16 protein-coding genes are annotated in these 18,006 nt (G+C 60.6%); 9 read left to right on the forward strand and 7 right to left on the reverse strand.

What is annotated here, in order from left to right:
• Positions 1 to 185: 185 nt before the first annotated feature.
• The 3 genes from ACTPOE_RS03175 to ACTPOE_RS03185 are packed head-to-tail and all read right to left on the reverse strand — an operon-like array spanning position 186 to position 6,179.
• Entirely contained in the window at positions 186 to 905 is a 720-nt protein-coding gene (locus ACTPOE_RS03175; protein WP_458870756.1) for a hypothetical protein, read from the reverse strand.
• Positions 902 to 3,478 (reverse strand): magnesium-translocating P-type ATPase, encoded by a 2,577-nt coding sequence (gene mgtA, locus ACTPOE_RS03180; RefSeq protein ID WP_458870758.1) that lies wholly within the window; start codon positions 3,476 to 3,478, stop codon positions 902 to 904. The genes ACTPOE_RS03175 and mgtA overlap by 4 nt, the downstream gene beginning before the upstream one ends.
• The gene (locus ACTPOE_RS03185) at positions 3,471 to 6,179 is read right to left on the reverse strand and encodes a bifunctional acetate--CoA ligase family protein/GNAT family N-acetyltransferase (RefSeq protein WP_458870759.1); all 2,709 of its coding nucleotides are present in this window, start codon (positions 6,177 to 6,179) and stop codon (positions 3,471 to 3,473) included. The genes mgtA and ACTPOE_RS03185 overlap by 8 nt, the downstream gene beginning before the upstream one ends.
• A gap of 263 nt (positions 6,180 to 6,442) precedes the next feature.
• Here ACTPOE_RS03185 and ACTPOE_RS03190 point away from each other — a divergent pair, with 263 nt between their 5' ends.
• Positions 6,443 to 7,282, forward strand: a complete 840-nt coding sequence (locus tag ACTPOE_RS03190) for a universal stress protein (RefSeq protein ID WP_458870760.1) — start codon at positions 6,443 to 6,445, stop codon at positions 7,280 to 7,282.
• Positions 7,283 to 7,440: 158 nt separating this feature from the next.
• On the opposite strand, the gene ACTPOE_RS03195 is transcribed toward ACTPOE_RS03190, so the two are convergent.
• Positions 7,441 to 7,794 carry an SPW repeat protein gene (locus tag ACTPOE_RS03195; protein ID WP_458870761.1) on the reverse strand — a complete coding sequence of 118 codons (354 nt, stop codon included), beginning with the start codon at positions 7,792 to 7,794 and terminating at the stop codon, positions 7,441 to 7,443.
• Here ACTPOE_RS03195 and ACTPOE_RS03200 point away from each other — a divergent pair.
• Positions 7,793 to 8,113, forward strand: a complete 321-nt coding sequence (locus ACTPOE_RS03200; RefSeq protein ID WP_458870762.1) for a hypothetical protein — start codon at positions 7,793 to 7,795, stop codon at positions 8,111 to 8,113. The genes ACTPOE_RS03195 and ACTPOE_RS03200 overlap by 2 nt on opposite strands.
• A 140-nt stretch (positions 8,114 to 8,253) precedes the next feature.
• Positions 8,254 to 9,957 carry an IS1634 family transposase gene (locus ACTPOE_RS03205; protein ID WP_458870344.1) on the forward strand — a complete coding sequence of 568 codons (1,704 nt, stop codon included), beginning with the start codon at positions 8,254 to 8,256 and terminating at the stop codon, positions 9,955 to 9,957.
• A 23-nt stretch (positions 9,958 to 9,980) separates the two neighbouring features.
• Here ACTPOE_RS03205 and ACTPOE_RS03210 read toward each other — a convergent pair whose 3' ends face one another.
• Both ACTPOE_RS03210 and ACTPOE_RS03215 read right to left on the reverse strand, forming a co-directional pair.
• The gene (locus tag ACTPOE_RS03210; protein ID WP_458870763.1) at positions 9,981 to 10,931 is read right to left on the reverse strand and encodes a zinc-dependent alcohol dehydrogenase family protein; all 951 of its coding nucleotides are present in this window, start codon (positions 10,929 to 10,931) and stop codon (positions 9,981 to 9,983) included.
• Between the two features lie 17 nt (positions 10,932 to 10,948).
• The gene (locus tag ACTPOE_RS03215) at positions 10,949 to 11,350 is read right to left on the reverse strand and encodes a TraR/DksA family transcriptional regulator (protein ID WP_458870765.1); all 402 of its coding nucleotides are present in this window, start codon (positions 11,348 to 11,350) and stop codon (positions 10,949 to 10,951) included.
• A gap of 218 nt (positions 11,351 to 11,568) precedes the next feature.
• On the opposite strand from ACTPOE_RS03215, the gene ACTPOE_RS03220 reads away from it, so the two are divergent.
• The 6 genes from ACTPOE_RS03220 (at position 11,569) to ACTPOE_RS03245 (ending at position 16,590) form a co-directional block, all read left to right on the forward strand.
• On the forward strand, positions 11,569 to 12,003 hold the full coding sequence (locus tag ACTPOE_RS03220) for a hypothetical protein (RefSeq protein WP_458870766.1): 435 nt from the start codon (positions 11,569 to 11,571) through the stop codon (positions 12,001 to 12,003).
• A 291-nt stretch (positions 12,004 to 12,294) separates the two neighbouring features.
• Positions 12,295 to 12,723: an Hsp20/alpha crystallin family protein gene (locus tag ACTPOE_RS03225; protein ID WP_458870767.1), complete on the forward strand. Its 429-nt coding sequence runs from the start codon at positions 12,295 to 12,297 to the stop codon at positions 12,721 to 12,723.
• Positions 12,724 to 12,788: 65 nt separating this feature from the next.
• Positions 12,789 to 13,253, forward strand: a complete 465-nt coding sequence (locus ACTPOE_RS03230) for a CBS domain-containing protein (protein WP_458870768.1) — start codon at positions 12,789 to 12,791, stop codon at positions 13,251 to 13,253.
• A 199-nt stretch (positions 13,254 to 13,452) separates the two neighbouring features.
• On the forward strand, positions 13,453 to 14,532 hold the full coding sequence (locus ACTPOE_RS03235) for a PAS domain-containing sensor histidine kinase (RefSeq protein ID WP_458870769.1): 1,080 nt from the start codon (positions 13,453 to 13,455) through the stop codon (positions 14,530 to 14,532).
• A 10-nt stretch (positions 14,533 to 14,542) separates the two neighbouring features.
• Complete coding sequence (locus tag ACTPOE_RS03240; protein ID WP_458870770.1) at positions 14,543 to 15,214, forward strand: response regulator; 672 nt, start codon at positions 14,543 to 14,545, stop codon at positions 15,212 to 15,214.
• A 266-nt stretch (positions 15,215 to 15,480) separates the two neighbouring features.
• Complete coding sequence (locus ACTPOE_RS03245; RefSeq protein ID WP_458870771.1) at positions 15,481 to 16,590, forward strand: IS110 family RNA-guided transposase; 1,110 nt, start codon at positions 15,481 to 15,483, stop codon at positions 16,588 to 16,590.
• A 427-nt stretch (positions 16,591 to 17,017) separates the two neighbouring features.
• Here the strand turns inward: ACTPOE_RS03245 and ACTPOE_RS03250 are convergent, their stop codons facing one another.
• Positions 17,018 to 17,827 carry a TrmH family RNA methyltransferase gene (locus tag ACTPOE_RS03250; RefSeq protein WP_458872740.1) on the reverse strand — a complete coding sequence of 270 codons (810 nt, stop codon included), beginning with the start codon at positions 17,825 to 17,827 and terminating at the stop codon, positions 17,018 to 17,020.
• Between the last annotated feature and the right edge of the window lie 179 nt (positions 17,828 to 18,006).

Genomic DNA, 18,006 nt, shown 5'->3' on the forward strand with positions numbered 1-18,006 from the left:
CTCGCGGTGGGAACGGCGGTTCAATGGGGCTCATCATAAATATTTTTTGATAATTTTCTGTTCTTTATTCTTATCCAATGGGAATCTAGGGGAAATCACTGAAATCTGGTCAAGCCTGGCCCGGATGAATCCGGCTGGTTCATCTGCAGGCCGCCGACAGCCTGACCCGCTCATGACCAATCGGGTCAGTGCATCGTCCCATGAGACCGAGGGAAACGATCCCTGGACCCGCACAATCGACCTATGAGGTCGGATTCGCAGGGGCAGCCTCTCCAGAGCGCGCTGCCCAGCAAGGCCCCGAGCATAGTATCCGCGCCTGAAACGTGGTCCGCGCTCATGGTCCGCTTCGCGAGCAACGCCGCCACTGTTGCGCCGCCATAACTGATGGCCTCCAGCACGACGCGTGTCCATGAAGAGCCGATTCCTTCATGGACCGCGCGCTCTCCTACCCTGGCCTGGCGTGCCCTGTCGCTGTGCGTCCTCGTGGCCATGATGGCATTATCAAATTCACGAAGAAACCGTATGCGCCGGGCATCGAGCGCGGGGCTGGTCTCCAGTCCGCATGCGTATCCCGCCAGGAAACCCAGCCAGGATGAAGACAGGTCCTGACCTGCCGAGACAAGCGGCAAAGCGGCAACCATTGCCCCGAAAATATTGATCTCACGCGTGCTTGAGACCAGCATGGGCAGGCGCATCTCCGCCTGGCATCGCAAGGCCTCCGTCCCGGCGGGCCCTGGCTCGGTATCGCTGTCCTTCAGCAGCAATGATGTCAGCCCGCCTGGTTGACAATTGGTCTCGAGCCGCGCCACCACGGTCTGCCACGCCGACAGCACGTCTGCTTCACGCAGATCCAGCACCCATCGCGGCGGATGCGCATCATATTGATGAGTTGCGATGGCTTTCATTTTTTACGTCCTGTCCGGATGAAACTCGAGCGATAAAAACGTGCTTTCACCCATTGCGCCAATGCCAGATACATCATCACCAGGAGGCTCAAGACCAGGAAATAAGGCCAAGGCAGGGCGACGAAGCCAAAGATTCCGGCCAGGGGTGAAAGCAGAATGGCCATGGCAAAGAACAGAACGCCGGCCGCCGCCATCCACAGCGCCGGATGCGGGCGGCTGGAAAATGGATTTCCACGCGTGGGGATGATGAAAATGACAAGAATCTGGGTGGCCAGGGATTCGATGAACCAGCTCGTCTGAAAGAGCGTTTCATCCGCCTTCAGAACCGTCAGCATCAGATAAAATGTGAGGAAGTCGAATAATGAACTGACTGGCCCGAGAGTCAGCATGAAATTGCGCAGCAACTCGATGTCCCAATGCTGAGGCAGGGCGATATCCGCCTCGTCCACTTCATCCAGCGGCAATGCCGTCTCGGATAGATCGTACAGAATGTTGTTCAGGAGCACCTGGGTCGGGAGCATGGGCAAAAATGGCAAAAACAGGGTGGCCCCGGCCATGCTGAGCATATTGCCAAAATTCGAACTCATCCCCATCATGATGTATTTGCGGATGTTCGCGAAAGTCCGGCGTCCTTCGCACACACCATCTTCCAGCATGTTCAGGTCGTGCTTCAGCATGATCAGATCCGCTGAGTCCTTGGCGACGTCGACCGCCATATCCACTGAAATGCCCACATCCGCGCTATGCAGCGCGGGGGCGTCATTGATCCCATCCCCCATGAACCCGACTATGTGTCCCCGGCTGCGCAAAGCCAGGACCAGGCGGTTCTTCTGGATGGGGTTGACACGGCAGAACAGATTGGCGGATTCGGCCTGCAAGGACAAGGCATGATCATCCAGCGTGGCTATCTGGTGCCCCATCAGCACGCCCATCACGGGAATATCCAGGGCATTGCACAGATGCTGCGCGACAAGTTCGCTGTCGCCCGTCAGAATCTTCACCGCAATGCCTTTTCCTGCCAGGCAGGAAATTACCTCGCCCGCATCCTTTTTGGGAGGATCCAGGAAAGCGGCATAGCCCGCGAAGATCAGGCCATTTTCATCTTCGAGCGTCGCATGAGTGACGTCGATCGGCGTTTGTTTCCAGGCGACCCCCAGGACCCGATAGCCGTTCGCACAGAGATTGTCCAATGTTCCCCGGGCCAGCGCGCGGGACTGCTGCGTCCATGGCACTGCTTGCGCGTTCCGGTCTTCATGACGATCGCAATGCTTCAAGACATCTTCGGGGGCGCCTTTGACTATCAGGAAGCTTTCATCCCGGCGGCGCAGCAATACAGACAGGCGTCGCCGCTCAAAATCAAACGGAACTTCATCGATCTTGACCCAGTCATGGACGTCCACGTGCCCGTCGGCGAGAATGGCGTCCTCCAGGGGAGTATGAACGCCGGTTTCGAAGCTGCTGTTGAGGTAAGCCAGTTCCAGCACATGATCGTTGTTCCGGCCGGCAATGTCCACATGGCTGGACAGATCGATCTTTGCCTCGGTGAGCGTGCCGGTCTTGTCTGTGCATAATATGTCCATCCCGCCAAGGTCCTGCACGGAGGACAAACGCTTGACGATGACACCTTGCCTGGAAAGCCGCAGCGCGCCACGCGACAATGTGACGGTCACTATCATCGGGAGCAATTCCGGGGTCAACCCCACGGCCAGCGCCAAAGAAAAAAGAAACGATTCCAGCCACGGACGGTTCATCAATCCATTGGCCAGGAGAACGAACGACACCAGCAGGAAAGTCGCACGCAGAATCAGATAGCCAAACCGGCGGATCCCGTCATCGAGGAATGCGGGAGGACGATCCCGGGAAATGGCCCCGCCCACCATGCCGAGCTGGGTGTGCTTTCCCGTCTTGACGATGAGCATGGACGCCGTCCCCGAGACGACGCTCGATCCCATGAACATGGCATTCACGGCACAATCCAGAGCGTCATCGGTGGGTACGATATCCGCATGCTTTTCGACCGGGAATGATTCGCCCGTCAATGCCGCTTGCTGGACGAACAGATCAGTGGCCTCGAGCACCAGGCCATCGGCGGGCACCAGACTGCCCGCCGACAGGCTGACTCTGTCGCCAGGCACCAGATCCTCGACGGCTATCTCCCGATAAACGCCATCACGCCGCACGGTTGCTTTCAAAGCAACCGATTTCCTCAATTTTTCAGCCGCCCGTTCGGCCCTGTGCTCCTGCAGGTAGTCGAATATCACACTGAGCACGACCATGAGGGCGATGATGCCCGCGCTCATGATCTCCCCCACCGCCGCGGACACGGCACCGGCGATCAGCAGCAGCAAGACCAGTGGATTGCGCAAGCGATCGAGAATTTCGAGAAAGGGGCGCTTATGGCCGGACGTCTCGAATCTGTTGGGTCCATATGTCCGCAGACGTTGCCGAGCCTCCGCGCTGGTCAAACCGGCCGAGGCCGCGCGCGGATCGGGTGCCGTGACTGCCGATGTCCACCAGCAAGCGGCCGAACACCCGGATCCGGACATATCTGATTGAGCGTTTTCACTAAACATGCATGCCCGCCAATGGCGAGGATGTGAGGGCAAGATGGATATCGATAACCCCATCATGGGGCGCCGATAGCGAAAAGCCGAACTTTCTGGCCAGGCCGAGCATTCGAACGTTCTGCGCCAGAACGGTGCCCGCCATGCCGGCTGTTCCGCGCTCCCGGCAATAGCGTATGGCTTTGGACAGCAATTTCGAACCCAGGCCTCCGGACTGCAAGGCGGTGCTGACGGAAATTCCCATCTCCGCGCGCTGATTATCCGGATCGGCGATCAGTCGTATTTCGCCCAGAATTTCCTCATTTCCGGCTTCGTTCCGGCGGACGATGATCAGCGTCATCTCACGGTCATAGTCGATCTGCGTGACTCTTGCCAGTTCGGACAGGGGCAACTGGTGCACGGAACAAAAGAAGCGGCTCCGGATGTCGTCAGGGCCGAGGGTATGCAGGAAAGACTGATAAGCCTGGGCATCGGATGGAAGAACGGGACGCAACAGGATGGCCCCTCCGCCGACCCTCCCCGGATCAAGAACCTCTTCAAGCTCCTTGGGATAAGGCCGAATGGCCAGGCGGCTGGATCCCGGCAATCCGGCAGGCGCGATCCTCATCCGCGCATCGAGAGCCATTGCGCCATGCCCGTCCAGCAACAAGGGATTGATGTCCAGCTCGACGATTTCAGGGAAATCAATGATCAATTGGGACAGCTTGACCAGTGTCAGATACAGGCCGGGCAGATCGGCCGCGGGGCGATCCCGATAGCCCCGCAGCAGTCTGAATACGCGCGTGCCGGCCACCAGGTTTTCAGCAAGCGCCATGTTCAGGGGGGGCTGGCTCACGGCACGGTCATCGATGACTTGCGTGGCGACGCCGCCATGGCCGAACAGCAGGACCGGGCCGAAGGCGGCGTCCTCGGCCATGCCCAGAATCAGTTCGTGGGCGCCGGGCCGACGGACCATGCTCTGGACGGTAAAGCCAAGGAGCCGGGCGTCCGGATGGGCCTTGCCGATCCGGGCGGCCATATTTCGCGCCGCTATCCTGACATGTTCCTCGGATTCCAGATCGAGCACCACGCCGCCCACGTCGGATTTGTGCACGATGTCCGGGGAGAGGATTTTCAGCACTATGGGAAATCCGATTTTTTGCGCGAACGCCGCCGCCTCGTCCACGGTCGATGCGACGTGGGTTGCCACCACAGGGATGCCATAGGCCGACAAGACTGATTTGGCTTGAAATTCATCGAGAAGGCCGCATCGGCGGTCGAGAGAGCCCTTCACGATGCTTTTGACCTGCTCGGCATCGACGGAAAAGTCCTGGGGCAATGAAGGAGGAGTCTGCAGCAGCAATGCTTGATTTCTTCGATAGGCGAGCAAATGCAAAAAAGCCTGAACGGCCTCCTCGGGCGTCTGGTAGGTGGGTATTCCCGCCCGATTGAAAACGTGCTTGGCGGCCGACACCCCTTGATCGCCCAGCCAGCAGCCAAACAAGTTGCGAGGCGAAGCCATCGCCACTGGAGCGCACTGACGCGCAATTGCCTCGCTTTTTACGATTGAGGCAGGGGCATGTATGAAAAGCACCGGATCGGCTGTGCCACCGTCGAGTACGACCGACAGCGTCTTGCTGTAGCGCTCGGCGGATGCGTCTCCCATGATGTCGACGGGATTGGCCTTGGACCAGGAGGGGGGCAGTATGGCATCGAGTCTGGTTCTGGTTTCGTCGGACAGGGTGGCCAGGCTTTCTCCGGCACGGCTCACGGCATCCGCGGCCATGATCCCGGGCCCCCCGCCATTGCTCAGGATGACCAGCTTCTCGCCACGCAAGGGCTTGGCGCGCGACAAGGTTTCAATGGCGCTGAACAGATCCTGGGTTGTATCGACCCGCAGCATGCCCGCCCGCCGGATCGCCGCGTCGAACACGGCGTCTGAACCGGCCATTGTCCCCGTATGCGATGCCGCGGCCACGGCTCCGGCGGTCGACCGCCCTGCTTTGACGACGATGACGGGTTTGTTGCGGGCAGCCGCACGGGCGGCCGACATGAACTTGCGGGCAAATTTGATCGATTCGATATAGAGCAGGATGCCGCGCGTTTCCTGATCGCTGGCCAAATAATCCAGCATGTCTCCGACATCGATGTCGGCGCTGTCGCCGATCGAAATGAATTTCGAGAAGCCTATGCCATTCCCCGCGGCCCAATCCAGAATGGCTGCCGACAGAGCGTCCGACTGTGATACGAAGGCGATCTTTCCGGGCAGCGCCGCGGCTTCCGCAAAGCTGGCGTTCAGGCCGAGGCCGGGAATGATCAATCCTATGCAGTCGGGACCCAGAATCCTGAGCAAATGAGGTTTTGCCTCCTCCAGCATGGCCTGCCGCAGGCCGAGGCTCCGCCCGATGGCCGGGGCTTCGAGACCCGCTGTCAAGACGATTGCCGCTTTGGTGCCCAGACGGCCGAGTTGTCCGATCAGGCCCGGGACGGCCGAAGGCGGCGTGCAGACGACGGCCAGATCGGGGATCGCCGGCAATGCCGATAAGTCGTGAAAGGCCGGAAGGCCCGCGACGCGATCATGTTTGGGGTTGACGGGCATGATCGGTCCCCCGAAGCCTCCTCGCATCAAATTGAGCATGACCGTCGCCCCCACGCTCTGGGGGCGGTCCGTGGCGCCTATCACAGCGACGGAACGGGGGTGGAACATATGATCCAGGTTGCGTATGCTCATACAGGATTTCCGCTGAAAACTCGTTTATCTCCGATGGGTCGAGCGTCTGCCCGGAATGCGGGCTCTGTCAGGCATGCGGGACTGTGTTTTCAGCGTACTGGGCGGGGCCGGAGTCATTTTGAGAAAAGTCAACAACGGTGCGGAGCCCAGTCGGGCCCGCTCCGGCCATTCCATCGAAATATTGCGTCAAGTCAACCTTCAAAGATCGCCGCAGGCATAGATTGGGCCTCGATATCCGATTGCTTAGCCAACAGGAGGCTGCCATGCTCGGACGCATCGCACTTGACCTGACCAAGGACGCCAACCAGGCGCGCCGCGTGCAACTGGCCATTCAACTGGCGGCACGGCACAAGGCTGAGTTGATCGGTATTTGCACCGACCCGCCCATACCTCGATACATGTATGACGAAACAGGGATCTCTCAGCAGATTCTGAACAAATTGCAGGAACAATTCACGCAAGAAAAAATAGAGATAAAAACACAGTTTTTGAAACAGGCCGTGCTGGCGGGAATCAGGGCCCAATGCCGGATGCCCAGAGTTCCGGTCGAAGAAGCCCTGGCGGTGCATGCCCGTTCTTGCGATCTGCTGATCATGAGCCAGACGGATACGGCCCAGTCGAACTGGGCCATACCTCCCAGTGTGATCGACTCCGTGATCACGGCGGCCGGCCGCCCCGTCCTGGTGGTGCCATACATCGGAGAGACGCATCGGTCCATCGGGCAGCATGTGCTTTTTTGCTGGGATTATGGCCGCCGGGCCGCGCGGGCATTGGCGGATGCCGCTCCTTTGCTCCGCACGGCATCCCAGCTCACCGTCCTGACGGTCGATCCGCAACCCGACATGCTGTATTCGCTGGATATACATCCGGAAGACTTGCCGGCCTACTGCGCCGCGCACGGCTACCCGGTGCCCAAAGCCGTGCATACGATCAGCGAAGGCGTCGGAGTCGGCAATGCCATATTGAATGCGGCCACCGATCACGATTGCGACATGATCGTCATGGGCCTCTACAACCGCAGCCGCGTGCGGGAATGGATACTGGGCGGCACGTCGAAGACCTTGCTTCAGTCGATGACCGTCCCGATTCTGTTTTCGCACTAGGGAACCCCTGAACAAGTCGAGCGGCAAGCAGAGGCATGCGGCGCGAAGACTTGTTCAGAGTTTCCCTGGCACCGCATGCGCCGCGCCACGCAGGCGCGCCGGCCGCCGTCCCGCGTTTTCCGGGCGCCGGCCGACATGGGCGTGGCGCGACGGACCTGTCATGCCGATTGCATCAGTTCGGTTCTCAGGGAATCGACAGAAATCGCAATGAGCACGATGCCCACGATCACCGAATTCCAGGTGAAGACAGATAGTGAGGAAAATCCGAGCAGCCATGGCGCAATGATTGTCCATATGCCCAGCAAGACTTCCAGCCATACCGTCCATAGCCCAAAAGACATCATGGCAAAGGCTGCCACGATGACGATGGCCATGCCTGCGAAATAGTGGCCCCACGCCGGCTCCAGCGCCAGTTTCGCATCTGTCAAAAAATAGGGAATGAGCCAGGGCGAAGCGATGATATATACACCCAGTATCAGGGCTAGGATCGGCTGCCATCGTTCTTTGTACATGATCGACCTCTCAATGGATGAAAATCGCGGCGCGTCATTTCGCATGGAAACGATCTGCGAGAATCAAATCCACGGAAACCGCCCATTCAGGATAAAAAGGTCGAAAACCGACAATATTGACTTCAGTCAACAATCGGCGCGAGCTCTTTTTGTTATCTCGATTGTCATTCCAGCGGCCATGAAACCGGTGTCTATCCAGCCGGACGGCGATTGGCGGCGCTTGCGAAAAGGCAGTCAGGGAACGAGGACGGCTGCGCCGTCGATCCGCCCTTGCCGCAGATCATCCAGCGCGCGGTTGGCTTCCCGCAAGGCATCCTGAGTTCGACAGTTTGACCCCTGCTTTTTGATCGAAACGCAGTAACGACGCGGCTTTCACAGAATTACAACGATAATTTTGTAATGGCACGTTATCATAATTGCGCATTGACTATACTGTGTATATGTGATTATAGTAATGGCATGTTTATCAAAGTCACCAAGTCAGGCCCCCGCCGCTATGTGCAGCTCGTGGAGGCCTACCGCGACGACGCTGGGTGCCCCAAGCAGCGCACTGTGGCGACACTTGGCCGTTTGGACCAGATGGGTGATTCCATCAAGTCCCTGCACGAAGGCCTGGCGCGCATCCTGGGCATAGAGCCTTCACCAGCGCTTGATGATGGCACCGCCCGCTTCGATTCTTCACGAGCCATCGGGGACCTTTGGGCACTGACTCAGATCTGGAAGCAGCTGGGCCTGGATCGCCTGCGTCAGGTGCTGCGCCAGCGCACCCGCCACAAAATCGACCTGGAGGCGCTACTGCGCGTCATGGTCTTTAATCGCCTGAGCGATGCCGATTCAAAGCTTGGGACCCTGCGCTGGCTACAGACCGTCAGCTTTCCCGATACCGATCTGGCATCGGTTGAGCACCAGCAATTGCTGCGCACCATGGACGCGATGGTGGAGCACCAGGCCGTCATCGATCAGGCGCTGGTCGCAGCCGTCAAACCCTTGGTAAGTGAAGAATTGTCGGTGGTCTTCTACGACATGACCACGATTCGTGCCGAAGGGCTCTCTGAGCAAACGGATGACATTCGCCAGTTTGGCAAGTCCAAGGAAGGCATCATTGCCCGTCAGTTCATGCTGGGGCTGGTGCAAACCGCTGAAGGCATCCCGCTCTATCACGAGATCTTTGAAGGCAATACGGCCGAAGTGGGGACGCTGAAGGCCTCGCTGCAAAAGGTCATGGATCGCTTCCCGGTGCGCCGGGTAATCGCCGTCGCCGATCGAGGGCTGCTGTCGATTGACAACCTCGCAGACTTGCAAGCCATGCGCCTGCCCAATGGCCAGCCGTTGGAATTCATTCTGGCGGTCCCCGGCCGACGGTACAACGAGTTTGCCGAGCTGCTCGAACCGATCAACCAAGCGGCTATCGAGAGCGACAGCCCCGAGATCGTGGGCGAACAGGCGTGGCAAGGGCTGCGGTTGGTTGTTGCCCATGATCGGTACCGGGCTGCCGAACAAACGGCCCAGCGCGATCAGAAAATTGCAGCGCTCGAAGCCCAGGCCGCCCAGTGGGTCGGCAAACTGGACGCCCAGGATGCTGGGGTACGCGGCAAAGGCCGCAAGCTCTCCGATGGTGGCGCGCGCGCCCGGTTCTATCACGCGGTCTGCGAAGCGCATCTCGCACGCATCATCCGGGTAGACCTTAAAAGTGAGCTCTTCACCTACCAGGTCAATGAAAAGGCGCTGGCCCTGGCACGCGCCATGGATGGCAAGCTGCTACTGATCACCAACGTCTGCGATCTGGCGCCAGCCGATGTGATTAGCCGCTACAAATCCCTGGCCGACATCGAGCGGGGCTTCAAGGTGCTCAAGTCCGAAATTGAGATCGGACCCGTCTACCACCGACGCCCCGATCGCATCCGGGCACACGCCATGATCTGCTTTATTGCCTTGGTGTTGCAACGGGTCATACGCATGCGGCTGCGCGAACAGCCCGTGGCCGACGTGGTCTCGCCCGAGCGCGCCTTGTCGATTCTGCGTCGCATCCAGACCCACCGGGTCGTGCTGCCGGGCGGCAAATCCATCACGGGCATCTCGACGATCGATGCCGAACAGGCGGCCATCCTGAAGAGCCTGCAGGTTGGAAAGCTCACAGCAACTGAGGCCTTCGTTAATCTGTAATGGAGCGTTTTTAAGGCGCTTCTTTATAAATCAATGAGTTGCGGTTCTAACTGTCGAACTCGGGAGGCATAGATGGTTGTTTTCGGCTCCATGCCGATCCTGCCGGCCAGCCGCAGGAATTCCTGGCCGTCGCGCCGCGTGAGATTCGCCACGGAGACAAGTTCCCTTTCCCCCCAGAGCAGACGATATGGCATCGATGGAATATCCGTCATATGGATGCCGCCGCACACCACCCGGCCGCCTTTGCGAACGGCACCCAGCGCCGCCGGCACGAGCGATCCGACGGGCGCGAAAATGATGGCGCCATCCAGTCGCGTCGGAGGCATGACATCCGAGCCGCCGGCCCAGGTCGCGCCCAATGACCGCGCCAACGCCTGGCTTTGCTCGTCTCCGGGCCGTGTAAAAGCGTGAAACGCCCTCCCCTCCCAGCGGAGCACCTGCGCGACAAGGTGCGCGGCCGCACCGAAGCCATACAGGCCGACATCCTGCGCCGCTCCCAGCGCGCGCAGGCAACGCCAGCCGATCATGCCGGCGCACATCAAGGGGGCCAGCTTGACGGGATCGGCATTCCTTGGAAGAGGAAACACATATGCATCCTCCGCGATCACATGGCTCGCGAATCCACCGTCCCGCGTATGGCCCGTGAAGGCGGCCGAATCGCATAGATTCTCGCAGCCCTTTCGGCAATATATGCAGGTGCCGCAAGTGCTCGCCAGCCATGCGACCCCGACCCGCGCGCCCGGATCGATGCCGACGACACCTTCTCCGGCCGCCTCGACGATTCCGACGATTTCGTGCCCCGGCACGATAGGCAGTTGCTGATCCGGCAGATCCCCATCCACGACATGCAGATCCGTGCGGCACACGGCGCATGCTTCGACGCGCACACGCACTTGTCCGGGGCCGGGCGACGGAAGGTCCCTTTCTTCGTGGCGCAGGGCCTGCCCGGATTGATGAAGGACCATCGCCTGCATTCGGCGCGGCTCCGCCATCATGGCCGTCCCCGCCGGATCTGGCCATCGTCGGCATGGCGCTGTTCGTAAGCCTGCTGGCACGCGGTGCAACGCAGCGCGGCGGGCAAGGCAAGCAAACGCGCCCGCGAAATTGCATGGCCGCAATCCTCGCATAGACCGTAGCGTCCGTCCGCGATCCGCTGCAACGCCGCATCCGCTGCATGCGCCAGCCGATGGTCGATGGTCGTTTCGACCTTGTCGATTTCCTCTTCGCGCCAGGATTCCGCGCGCTCGGCCCGGTCCGGAACTTCTCCCCCCTTCGTCGCGAGTGGCGACAGACCGCGGATTTCGGCAAGCCGTGCCTCGTCCAAGGCATTGTCGCGCAGGCGGATCAACCTGTCTTTCAGGACCTCCAGCACGGACTCAGGCAAATGCCCCATCTTCGTTCTCTCGACCCGGATTCCGGATTTCGGCGCGGGGATCGCCCCCCGCTCGATCCCATCCTAGCCGCGATGCCGCATGCCTTATTGATACGCGTCAATCTTGGTCAAGATTCTTCGGCCGGGCCCAACAGCCCAGTCACTGATGAAAATCAAAAAACCGTCATGCATGAAATGCATACTGATAGCGTGATACGTGGTCAGGCAAGGAGATCGCCATGGGACAGAATGACACATCGACGTCGCTCTACAAGGCCGGGGCAACCATCATGCTCGACGCCTGGAGGACCTACTTTACCCACATGGAGCGCTTGCGAGACGTGCAGCGCCGTACCGATGCCGAATTCGCGGATGCCGCCGCACGATGCGCAGGCAACCTGAAGAATGCCGGCGACTTGGCGCAGTGCGCTTCCTGGCAGCAGCAAGCATACGCCGAACAGATCGGCCGCTGGAACCAGTACATGCTGGAACTGATCCAGGCTGTCCTGAATGGACAGGCCACCACTCAGGCCGCGACGCGGGATGGCCTGGAGCAGATCCGGCAGGCCTACATGGCTCTGGCGATGCACATTCCCCACGATTCCTTTGCGGGAACCGGTTCCGCTTCGTCCGCCAACCGCAAATCCGGTTCACAGCGGGCAAGCGTTCATTGACTGATGCATATCATGGCCGCGATTCCCTGCATCCTGCTCAGCAAGCGCCAGCCGCATCCCGGCCGGCCTCCTGGCCCCGATCCCCGGCTGTCGCCCCGAGAACCGACACCCGCCCCCTCGAAATCAAGGAGTGAACAAAATGACTGGCCAACGCCCGATGAAACCGGGGCCGTGCGAAAGCTGCTGCGCGACACCGCGCGCTACTTCGGCCTCATTCCATAAACCCTTCGTCCTGAGACCCACCACGCGATACGGCAAGCAATTGCTGCTTTGCAATGCAAGGAGATTTCCATGCGTAACTTGATGCCCTATTCTCTCTCTTCCTCGCCGGACGTTTTTCCCGACATGTTTCATGCCTTTCTCAGGCCCATTCACCAGAGAGTGGAAAATGAAGGCGCGGGAATGGGTATCGACATCATTGAATTCGATGATGAATTCGTCCTGAAGGCCGAGGTTCCCGGAATCTCGAAAGAAGCCATCTCCGTGAAAGTCGAAGACGATACAGTCACGATCCGGGCAAACAAGGAACAAGGCAAGGAGGCCAGGGACGACGGCCGCGTCATTCGGCAGGAGCGGTTCTGGGGCCAGATCGAGCGAACGGTTTCGCTGCCGGGGTCGATCGACGAAACGAAAGCCAGGGCGACATATCAAGATGGCCTGCTGACACTGGTATTGCCGAAAAAGGCGGATCGTGAACACAGGAATATCCTGATCGAATGACCCCAGGGTCTTTGTGCTCCGGGAATTCCGATGATCGGGAGTTTCGGCGTTTCGGAGAAAATCCCATGCTTGCGCGCGCAGTAATGACCGCCTCTCCGCTGAGCGTCGGCACCGGAACCCCCATATCGGAGATCATTCACATCATGCTGTGCAGAGACATCAGCGCGGTCATCGTGACTGCGAACGACGGTTCGCTGGCCGGCGTGGTCAGCGAAGGCGATCTCATCAGGCGAAAGGGTAGCGGCTACCAGCAAAAACTGAATCATTGGTTCGACCTCCTGGCCGAAGGCGGACCGATGAATCTCGAATTCCTGCACAGCCTGCAACTCGGCGAGATGACGGCGGCAAGCATCATGACGAGTCCGGTCATCACGAGGGACGAACAGACGAGCCTCGCGGAGATTGCGGATGTGATGTTGAAATACTGCATCAAACGGGTTCCCATCACCCGGGCGGGAAAGATCGTCGGCATCATCAGCCGCCGCGATATTCTGCGCACGCTCGTGGAACAGGAAGTCCGATCGGATTGAACGGCCGGCCCGCGGGAGATGCCGGCGGCATCTTCCGTTTCCTGTTGAAATCCCTTGAAACCCGCATGGGCTCTGCATCCGCCGCCTGTCGGAAGCCGGCTTGTTGGCGTAAAATTTCAGCTTGCCCTTCCTGCGGCTCAAGATGACGAGTCCGCCTGTCTGGTCCTTCCGGATCCAGAGGCTCGTCGGGAATGATGCAATGATTGATTCGTTCAGGCTCCCCCCGCTTGTCGACATTGTTCGATCCACCGGTGAATCGATCATCGCGGTCGATGCGGAGCATCGCATCGTCATATTCAACCCCGCGGCGGAAAAGGTGTTTCTCTATGACGCGGAACAGGTGATAGGCCGGAACCTGGGCATCCTCGTTCCCGCCCGCTTCCGCAAGGCTCATGCGGAACACATCGCACGTTTTCAAGATACGGGTATTTCCAAACACGGCATGGGGCTGGGCATGCCGCTGTGGGGCCTGAAAGCCAATGGCGAGGAATTCCCCATGGAGGCGTCGATCTCCCGAATCGAAACGCCGACGGGCGTCTACCTGACGGTCTTTCTCCGCGATATCACGGAGCGGCTGCAGGCCGAGCAGGCATTGCGGGCCTCGCGCGACGAACTCACACGGCTATCCAACGCATTGCTGCGCGAGCGCGAGCAAGAAAAAAGACATATCGCACGAGAGTTGCACGACGATATCGGCCAGAGTCTGACGGCCCTTTCGATGGAATTATCCCAGCTCGAAGCGGCCTTGCCCCCATCTCCCGCGGCCGGGGCCAGCCACATAGGCGCAATGCGGCATCTGATCAAGAGCGCATTCACTTCCCTGCGCCGCATCGCGTCCGATCTGCGGCCCATCATGCTGGACGATCTTGGCCTGCCCGCCGCGGTGGAATGGCTGACTTCGGACTTTGTTTCCCGCTACGGCGTCGATGTGAAAACCCGCATCGACATCGGTCAGCAGGAATTCTCGACCGTGATGAGCACGGTGCTGTTTCGCGTGGCACAGGAAGCACTCACGAACATCGCGAAGCACGCGCATGCGACGGACGTCCTGCTGGAGCTTTATTGCGCCGGGACGCAATGCGCCTTGATCGTGCAGGACAATGGGATAGGCACGACACCCGAGCATCTTGCCAGAGCATTGCCGAAGCGCCTGGGCCTGCTGGGCATGCGGGAACGCGTGCGTCTATTGAATGGCACCGTATCGATCCATACCCGCCCCAGGGAGGGGCTCCGGCTGGAAGTGCTCGTGCCTGTGGAACAGCCAGACGCTCCCTCGTAGGAAGAAGCTCATGATTTCGTTACTGCTCGCGGACGATCACACGCTGCTGCGTGAAGGCTTGAAGCGCCTGCTCCATCAAACCAGCGATATCGTCGTGGAAGGCGAGGCAGGAAACGGCCAGGAGGCTCTGGCCCTCCTGGCTCGGCGGCACTGGAATGTGCTGGTGCTCGACATGTCGATGCCCGGGCGCGACGGCATCGACCTGATACGCCAGATCCGGGCGGAATACCCCAAGGTTCCCATCCTGGTGCTGACCATGCACGGAGAACAACAATACGCGGCCCGGGCAATCAAGGCCGGCGCGGCGGGCTACCTGACCAAAGACGGCGCGGCGGAAGAACTGGTCCAGGCGGTGCGCAAAGTGGCGATGGGCGGGCGTTTCCTCAGCCAGGCGCTGGCGGAAAGCATTGCGTTCGAGCGGCATGGCAGCCATGACGATACCCCCCATCTCCTGCTGTCGGACCGCGAATTCACCGTTTTTCAGCTGCTCGCGGAAGGCCAGACCAATTCCGAGATCGCCCGGCGCTTGTTCATCAGCGTCAAGACCGTCAGCACTTACAAGACCCGACTGTTCATCAAGATGCACATGCGCAATCAGACAGACCTGGTTCGCTATGCCATCAAACATCGTCTTGTCGATGAGCTGGAAATCATGGACCTGCATCCGGAGAATCCGGAATAGGCTCCGGATTCTCCGAAACGCCATGGCCATGCCCGGCGGCACGCTGGCGGAGCGTGTAGAAATATTCCTACATCCGTAGTCCGTTTCAGCGGGAACTATCCGAATTCGCCGATAGTGCGACGGGCCCGTCCCGCCAATACTAGACATAATGGTCGCTCGTTAAGCGGAAGCGGCCCGTCTCCTGTATCGTGGATTGCGCGCTCTCACGAGGGTGCCGAGCCACATGCGGCGTGGCGGACCAGCCGCAAACCGTATGGAGACGAGCCATGGACAACGATATCAGATTCTATGTCGGCCTGGACGTGCATAAGGACAGTACGGCGGTTGCTGTGTGCGAGCCAGGGCGTGAGGCGAGCCGCTTCGTGGGTTCCGTCGGGCCTGATCTGCAGCAGGTGCTCAAGGTGCTGCATCGGTATGGCAACGCGGCGCAGGTAAGCGTGGTCTACGAAGCGGGCCCGACGGGCTACGGACTGCAGCGGGCGCTCGCAGCGCGTGGCTACCGATGCGAGATCATCGCGCCATCGCTCATTCCCCGGCGGGCGGGTGAACGCGTCAAGACCGACCGGCGCGATTGTGCCCGTTTGGCCGAACTGTCTCGCGCCGGTGAACTCAAAGCCATCTGGGTACCCGATGCGGCTCATGAAGCAATCCGCAACCTGTGGCGGGCTCGAGAAGATGCGGTCGATGCCCGTGTGAAGGCGCGCCAGCAACTGAAGGCGTTCCTGCTGCGTGCCGGGCGTCTGTACGAGGGCAAGACGGCCTGGACAAAGATGCACGAACGCTGGATTGCGGACCAACGATTTGATGAACCCGCCGACCAGATTGCGCTGACTGAGTATCAGCTGGCTGTGCAGGCGGCCGATGAGCGGGTGCGGCGGCTGACCAACGCGCTGGAGCAAAGTGCCGCCGACTGGCAGTTTGCGCCTACCGTGGCAGCCTTGCGGGCGCTACGCGGCATCGATACGGTCAGCGCCATCGGGCTGGTGTGCGAGATCGGTGACATCAACCGCTTTGCCACGGCGCGTCAACTTATGGGCTACCTGGGGCTGGTGCCCTCGAAGCATTCCAGCGGCGGCACGGTCAGGCGTGGCTCGATTACCAAGACGGGCAACGCCCACGCCCGGCGGCTGCTCACCGAGGCGGCGTGGAATTACCGTTTCCCGGCGCGCATGAGCAATGTCTTGCGCATGCGCAGTCGGGATCTTGCCCCCGAGATTCGCAACCATGCCTGGAAGGCGCAGCTGCGCCTGTGTGCGCGCTTCTCCCAGCTCGCGCACCGAGGCATGCAGCCGAACAAGGTTTGCGTGGCCGTGGCCCGTGAATTGGCTGGTTTTATTTGGGCGATCGCCCGCCAGGGCGCAATCCGTCAGCAGTAACCGGAGAGCAGTGGTACGAGGCGATGCGGTACGAATCACGATAGGAAGAATCCTCGAGAACACAATCAACAGAACCCCACGGGGCAACCTGCGTCACTAGAGCGAGGCAGCTTCCACGACGGATCGATGCACGGTGGTAACCAACCCACGGATATCAGTCTGATCCATCGTCGCAGCAGCAGACTGGTGCCGCATCGCCCCGTACCACTGAGCATCAACAGATAAAATCATTTTTATTTCTATTGACAGAAAGCGACCATATCAGTGTTCTGTTCGATTAGTCAGGACACTCGAATTCGGATGTATGGGTTCGGCATATACTGCCGGTCCCCTTCGTCGCCAGGCGGCCCGGATTCGTCAGACACGGGGAATCCGCGGGACCGCCCTGTGTCCGGACTCATTCCAGGCATCCTGATTCCGATCAGCCTTACCCCCGCTGCGCCGTGCGGGCCTTGACGGCGGCCACCAGTTGCTGCCGCCGCTGCTCGAACAGGCAGACGGCCGCGGCGGCGGCGACGTTCAGGGATTCGACCGCCGCGGACTGCGGGATGTGGACCCGCCAGTCGGCCCGGGCCAGCAGTTCGTCCGCCACGCCCTGCCCTTCGTTGCCGAACAACCAGACGCATGGCTGCCGCAGATCCTTGAGGTACAGCAGTTCGGCCTTTTCGAGCGTCGTGGCAGCCAGCGGGACGCCCAGCCGCCGCGTCAGCGCCACCAGATCCGCATGTTCATGGATGTCCAGGGCGAAATGCGCCCCCTGGCCGCTGCGCAGGACCTTGGGCGACCAGGCCGAGGCGCAGCCATCGGACAGGTAGGCCTGCCGCAGCCCCGCCGCCGCGGCCGTGCGCAGCAATGTTCCCAGGTTGCCCGGATCCTGGACCCGATCCAGCCACAGGCACCCAGCCGCGATGCGTTCGGGCGGCTTCGGTGCGGGCGCCTCGACGATGAAGAACACGGGAGGACCGTGCTCGACCTGGGACAGGACAGCGGCGAGGTTGTCCTGCAGCACGATGCGGCGCCCCCGCGCGCAGGCCTGCCAGATCGGCCCGACCCAGTCCAGGGACAGGGCGGATTCGCCGACCACCAGAACCGGCGGCGGCCCCTTGTGCTCCAGCCAGGCGCGGCACAGGTGCTCGCCTTCGAGGATGACGCGGGCATCGTGGCGGCCCGGCCGGCCCTGGGCCAGGCGCAGCCAGGCGCGATAATCCGGGTTGTCGCGCGACGCGATGTGGCGCACGGGAACGGGTGCGGTCATGAGAAGCCCCCACGCTGCGCCTTCGGCTCGCTGCCCCCCAAGGGGGCGCTTTTCACCTTGGGACGGCCCTGCGGTGAAAAGGAGCCCCCACGCTGCGCCTTCGGCTCGCTGCCCCCCAAAGGGGCGCTTTTCACCTTGGAGTGGTCTGGCGGTGAAAGGGC

The sequence above is a fragment of the Castellaniella sp. WN genome (genome assembly GCF_054457555.1).

Coding starts and splice junctions, on each gene's coding strand:
- ACTPOE_RS03175 (WP_458870756.1), bottom strand. CDS start 905: ATGAAAGCCATCGCAACTCATCAATATGATGCGCATCCGCCGCGATGG.
- mgtA (WP_458870758.1), bottom strand. CDS start 3,478: ATGTTTAGTGAAAACGCTCAATCAGATATGTCCGGATCCGGGTGTTCG.
- ACTPOE_RS03185 (WP_458870759.1), bottom strand. CDS start 6,179: ATGAGCATACGCAACCTGGATCATATGTTCCACCCCCGTTCCGTCGCT.
- ACTPOE_RS03190 (WP_458870760.1), top strand. CDS start 6,443: ATGCTCGGACGCATCGCACTTGACCTGACCAAGGACGCCAACCAGGCG.
- ACTPOE_RS03200 (WP_458870762.1), top strand. CDS start 7,793: ATGATCGACCTCTCAATGGATGAAAATCGCGGCGCGTCATTTCGCATG.
- ACTPOE_RS03195 (WP_458870761.1), bottom strand. CDS start 7,794: ATGTACAAAGAACGATGGCAGCCGATCCTAGCCCTGATACTGGGTGTA.
- ACTPOE_RS03205 (WP_458870344.1), top strand. CDS start 8,254: ATGTTTATCAAAGTCACCAAGTCAGGCCCCCGCCGCTATGTGCAGCTC.
- ACTPOE_RS03210 (WP_458870763.1), bottom strand. CDS start 10,931: ATGCAGGCGATGGTCCTTCATCAATCCGGGCAGGCCCTGCGCCACGAA.
- ACTPOE_RS03215 (WP_458870765.1), bottom strand. CDS start 11,350: ATGGGGCATTTGCCTGAGTCCGTGCTGGAGGTCCTGAAAGACAGGTTG.
- ACTPOE_RS03220 (WP_458870766.1), top strand. CDS start 11,569: ATGGGACAGAATGACACATCGACGTCGCTCTACAAGGCCGGGGCAACC.
- ACTPOE_RS03225 (WP_458870767.1), top strand. CDS start 12,295: ATGCGTAACTTGATGCCCTATTCTCTCTCTTCCTCGCCGGACGTTTTT.
- ACTPOE_RS03230 (WP_458870768.1), top strand. CDS start 12,789: ATGCTTGCGCGCGCAGTAATGACCGCCTCTCCGCTGAGCGTCGGCACC.
- ACTPOE_RS03235 (WP_458870769.1), top strand. CDS start 13,453: ATGATTGATTCGTTCAGGCTCCCCCCGCTTGTCGACATTGTTCGATCC.
- ACTPOE_RS03240 (WP_458870770.1), top strand. CDS start 14,543: ATGATTTCGTTACTGCTCGCGGACGATCACACGCTGCTGCGTGAAGGC.
- ACTPOE_RS03245 (WP_458870771.1), top strand. CDS start 15,481: ATGGACAACGATATCAGATTCTATGTCGGCCTGGACGTGCATAAGGAC.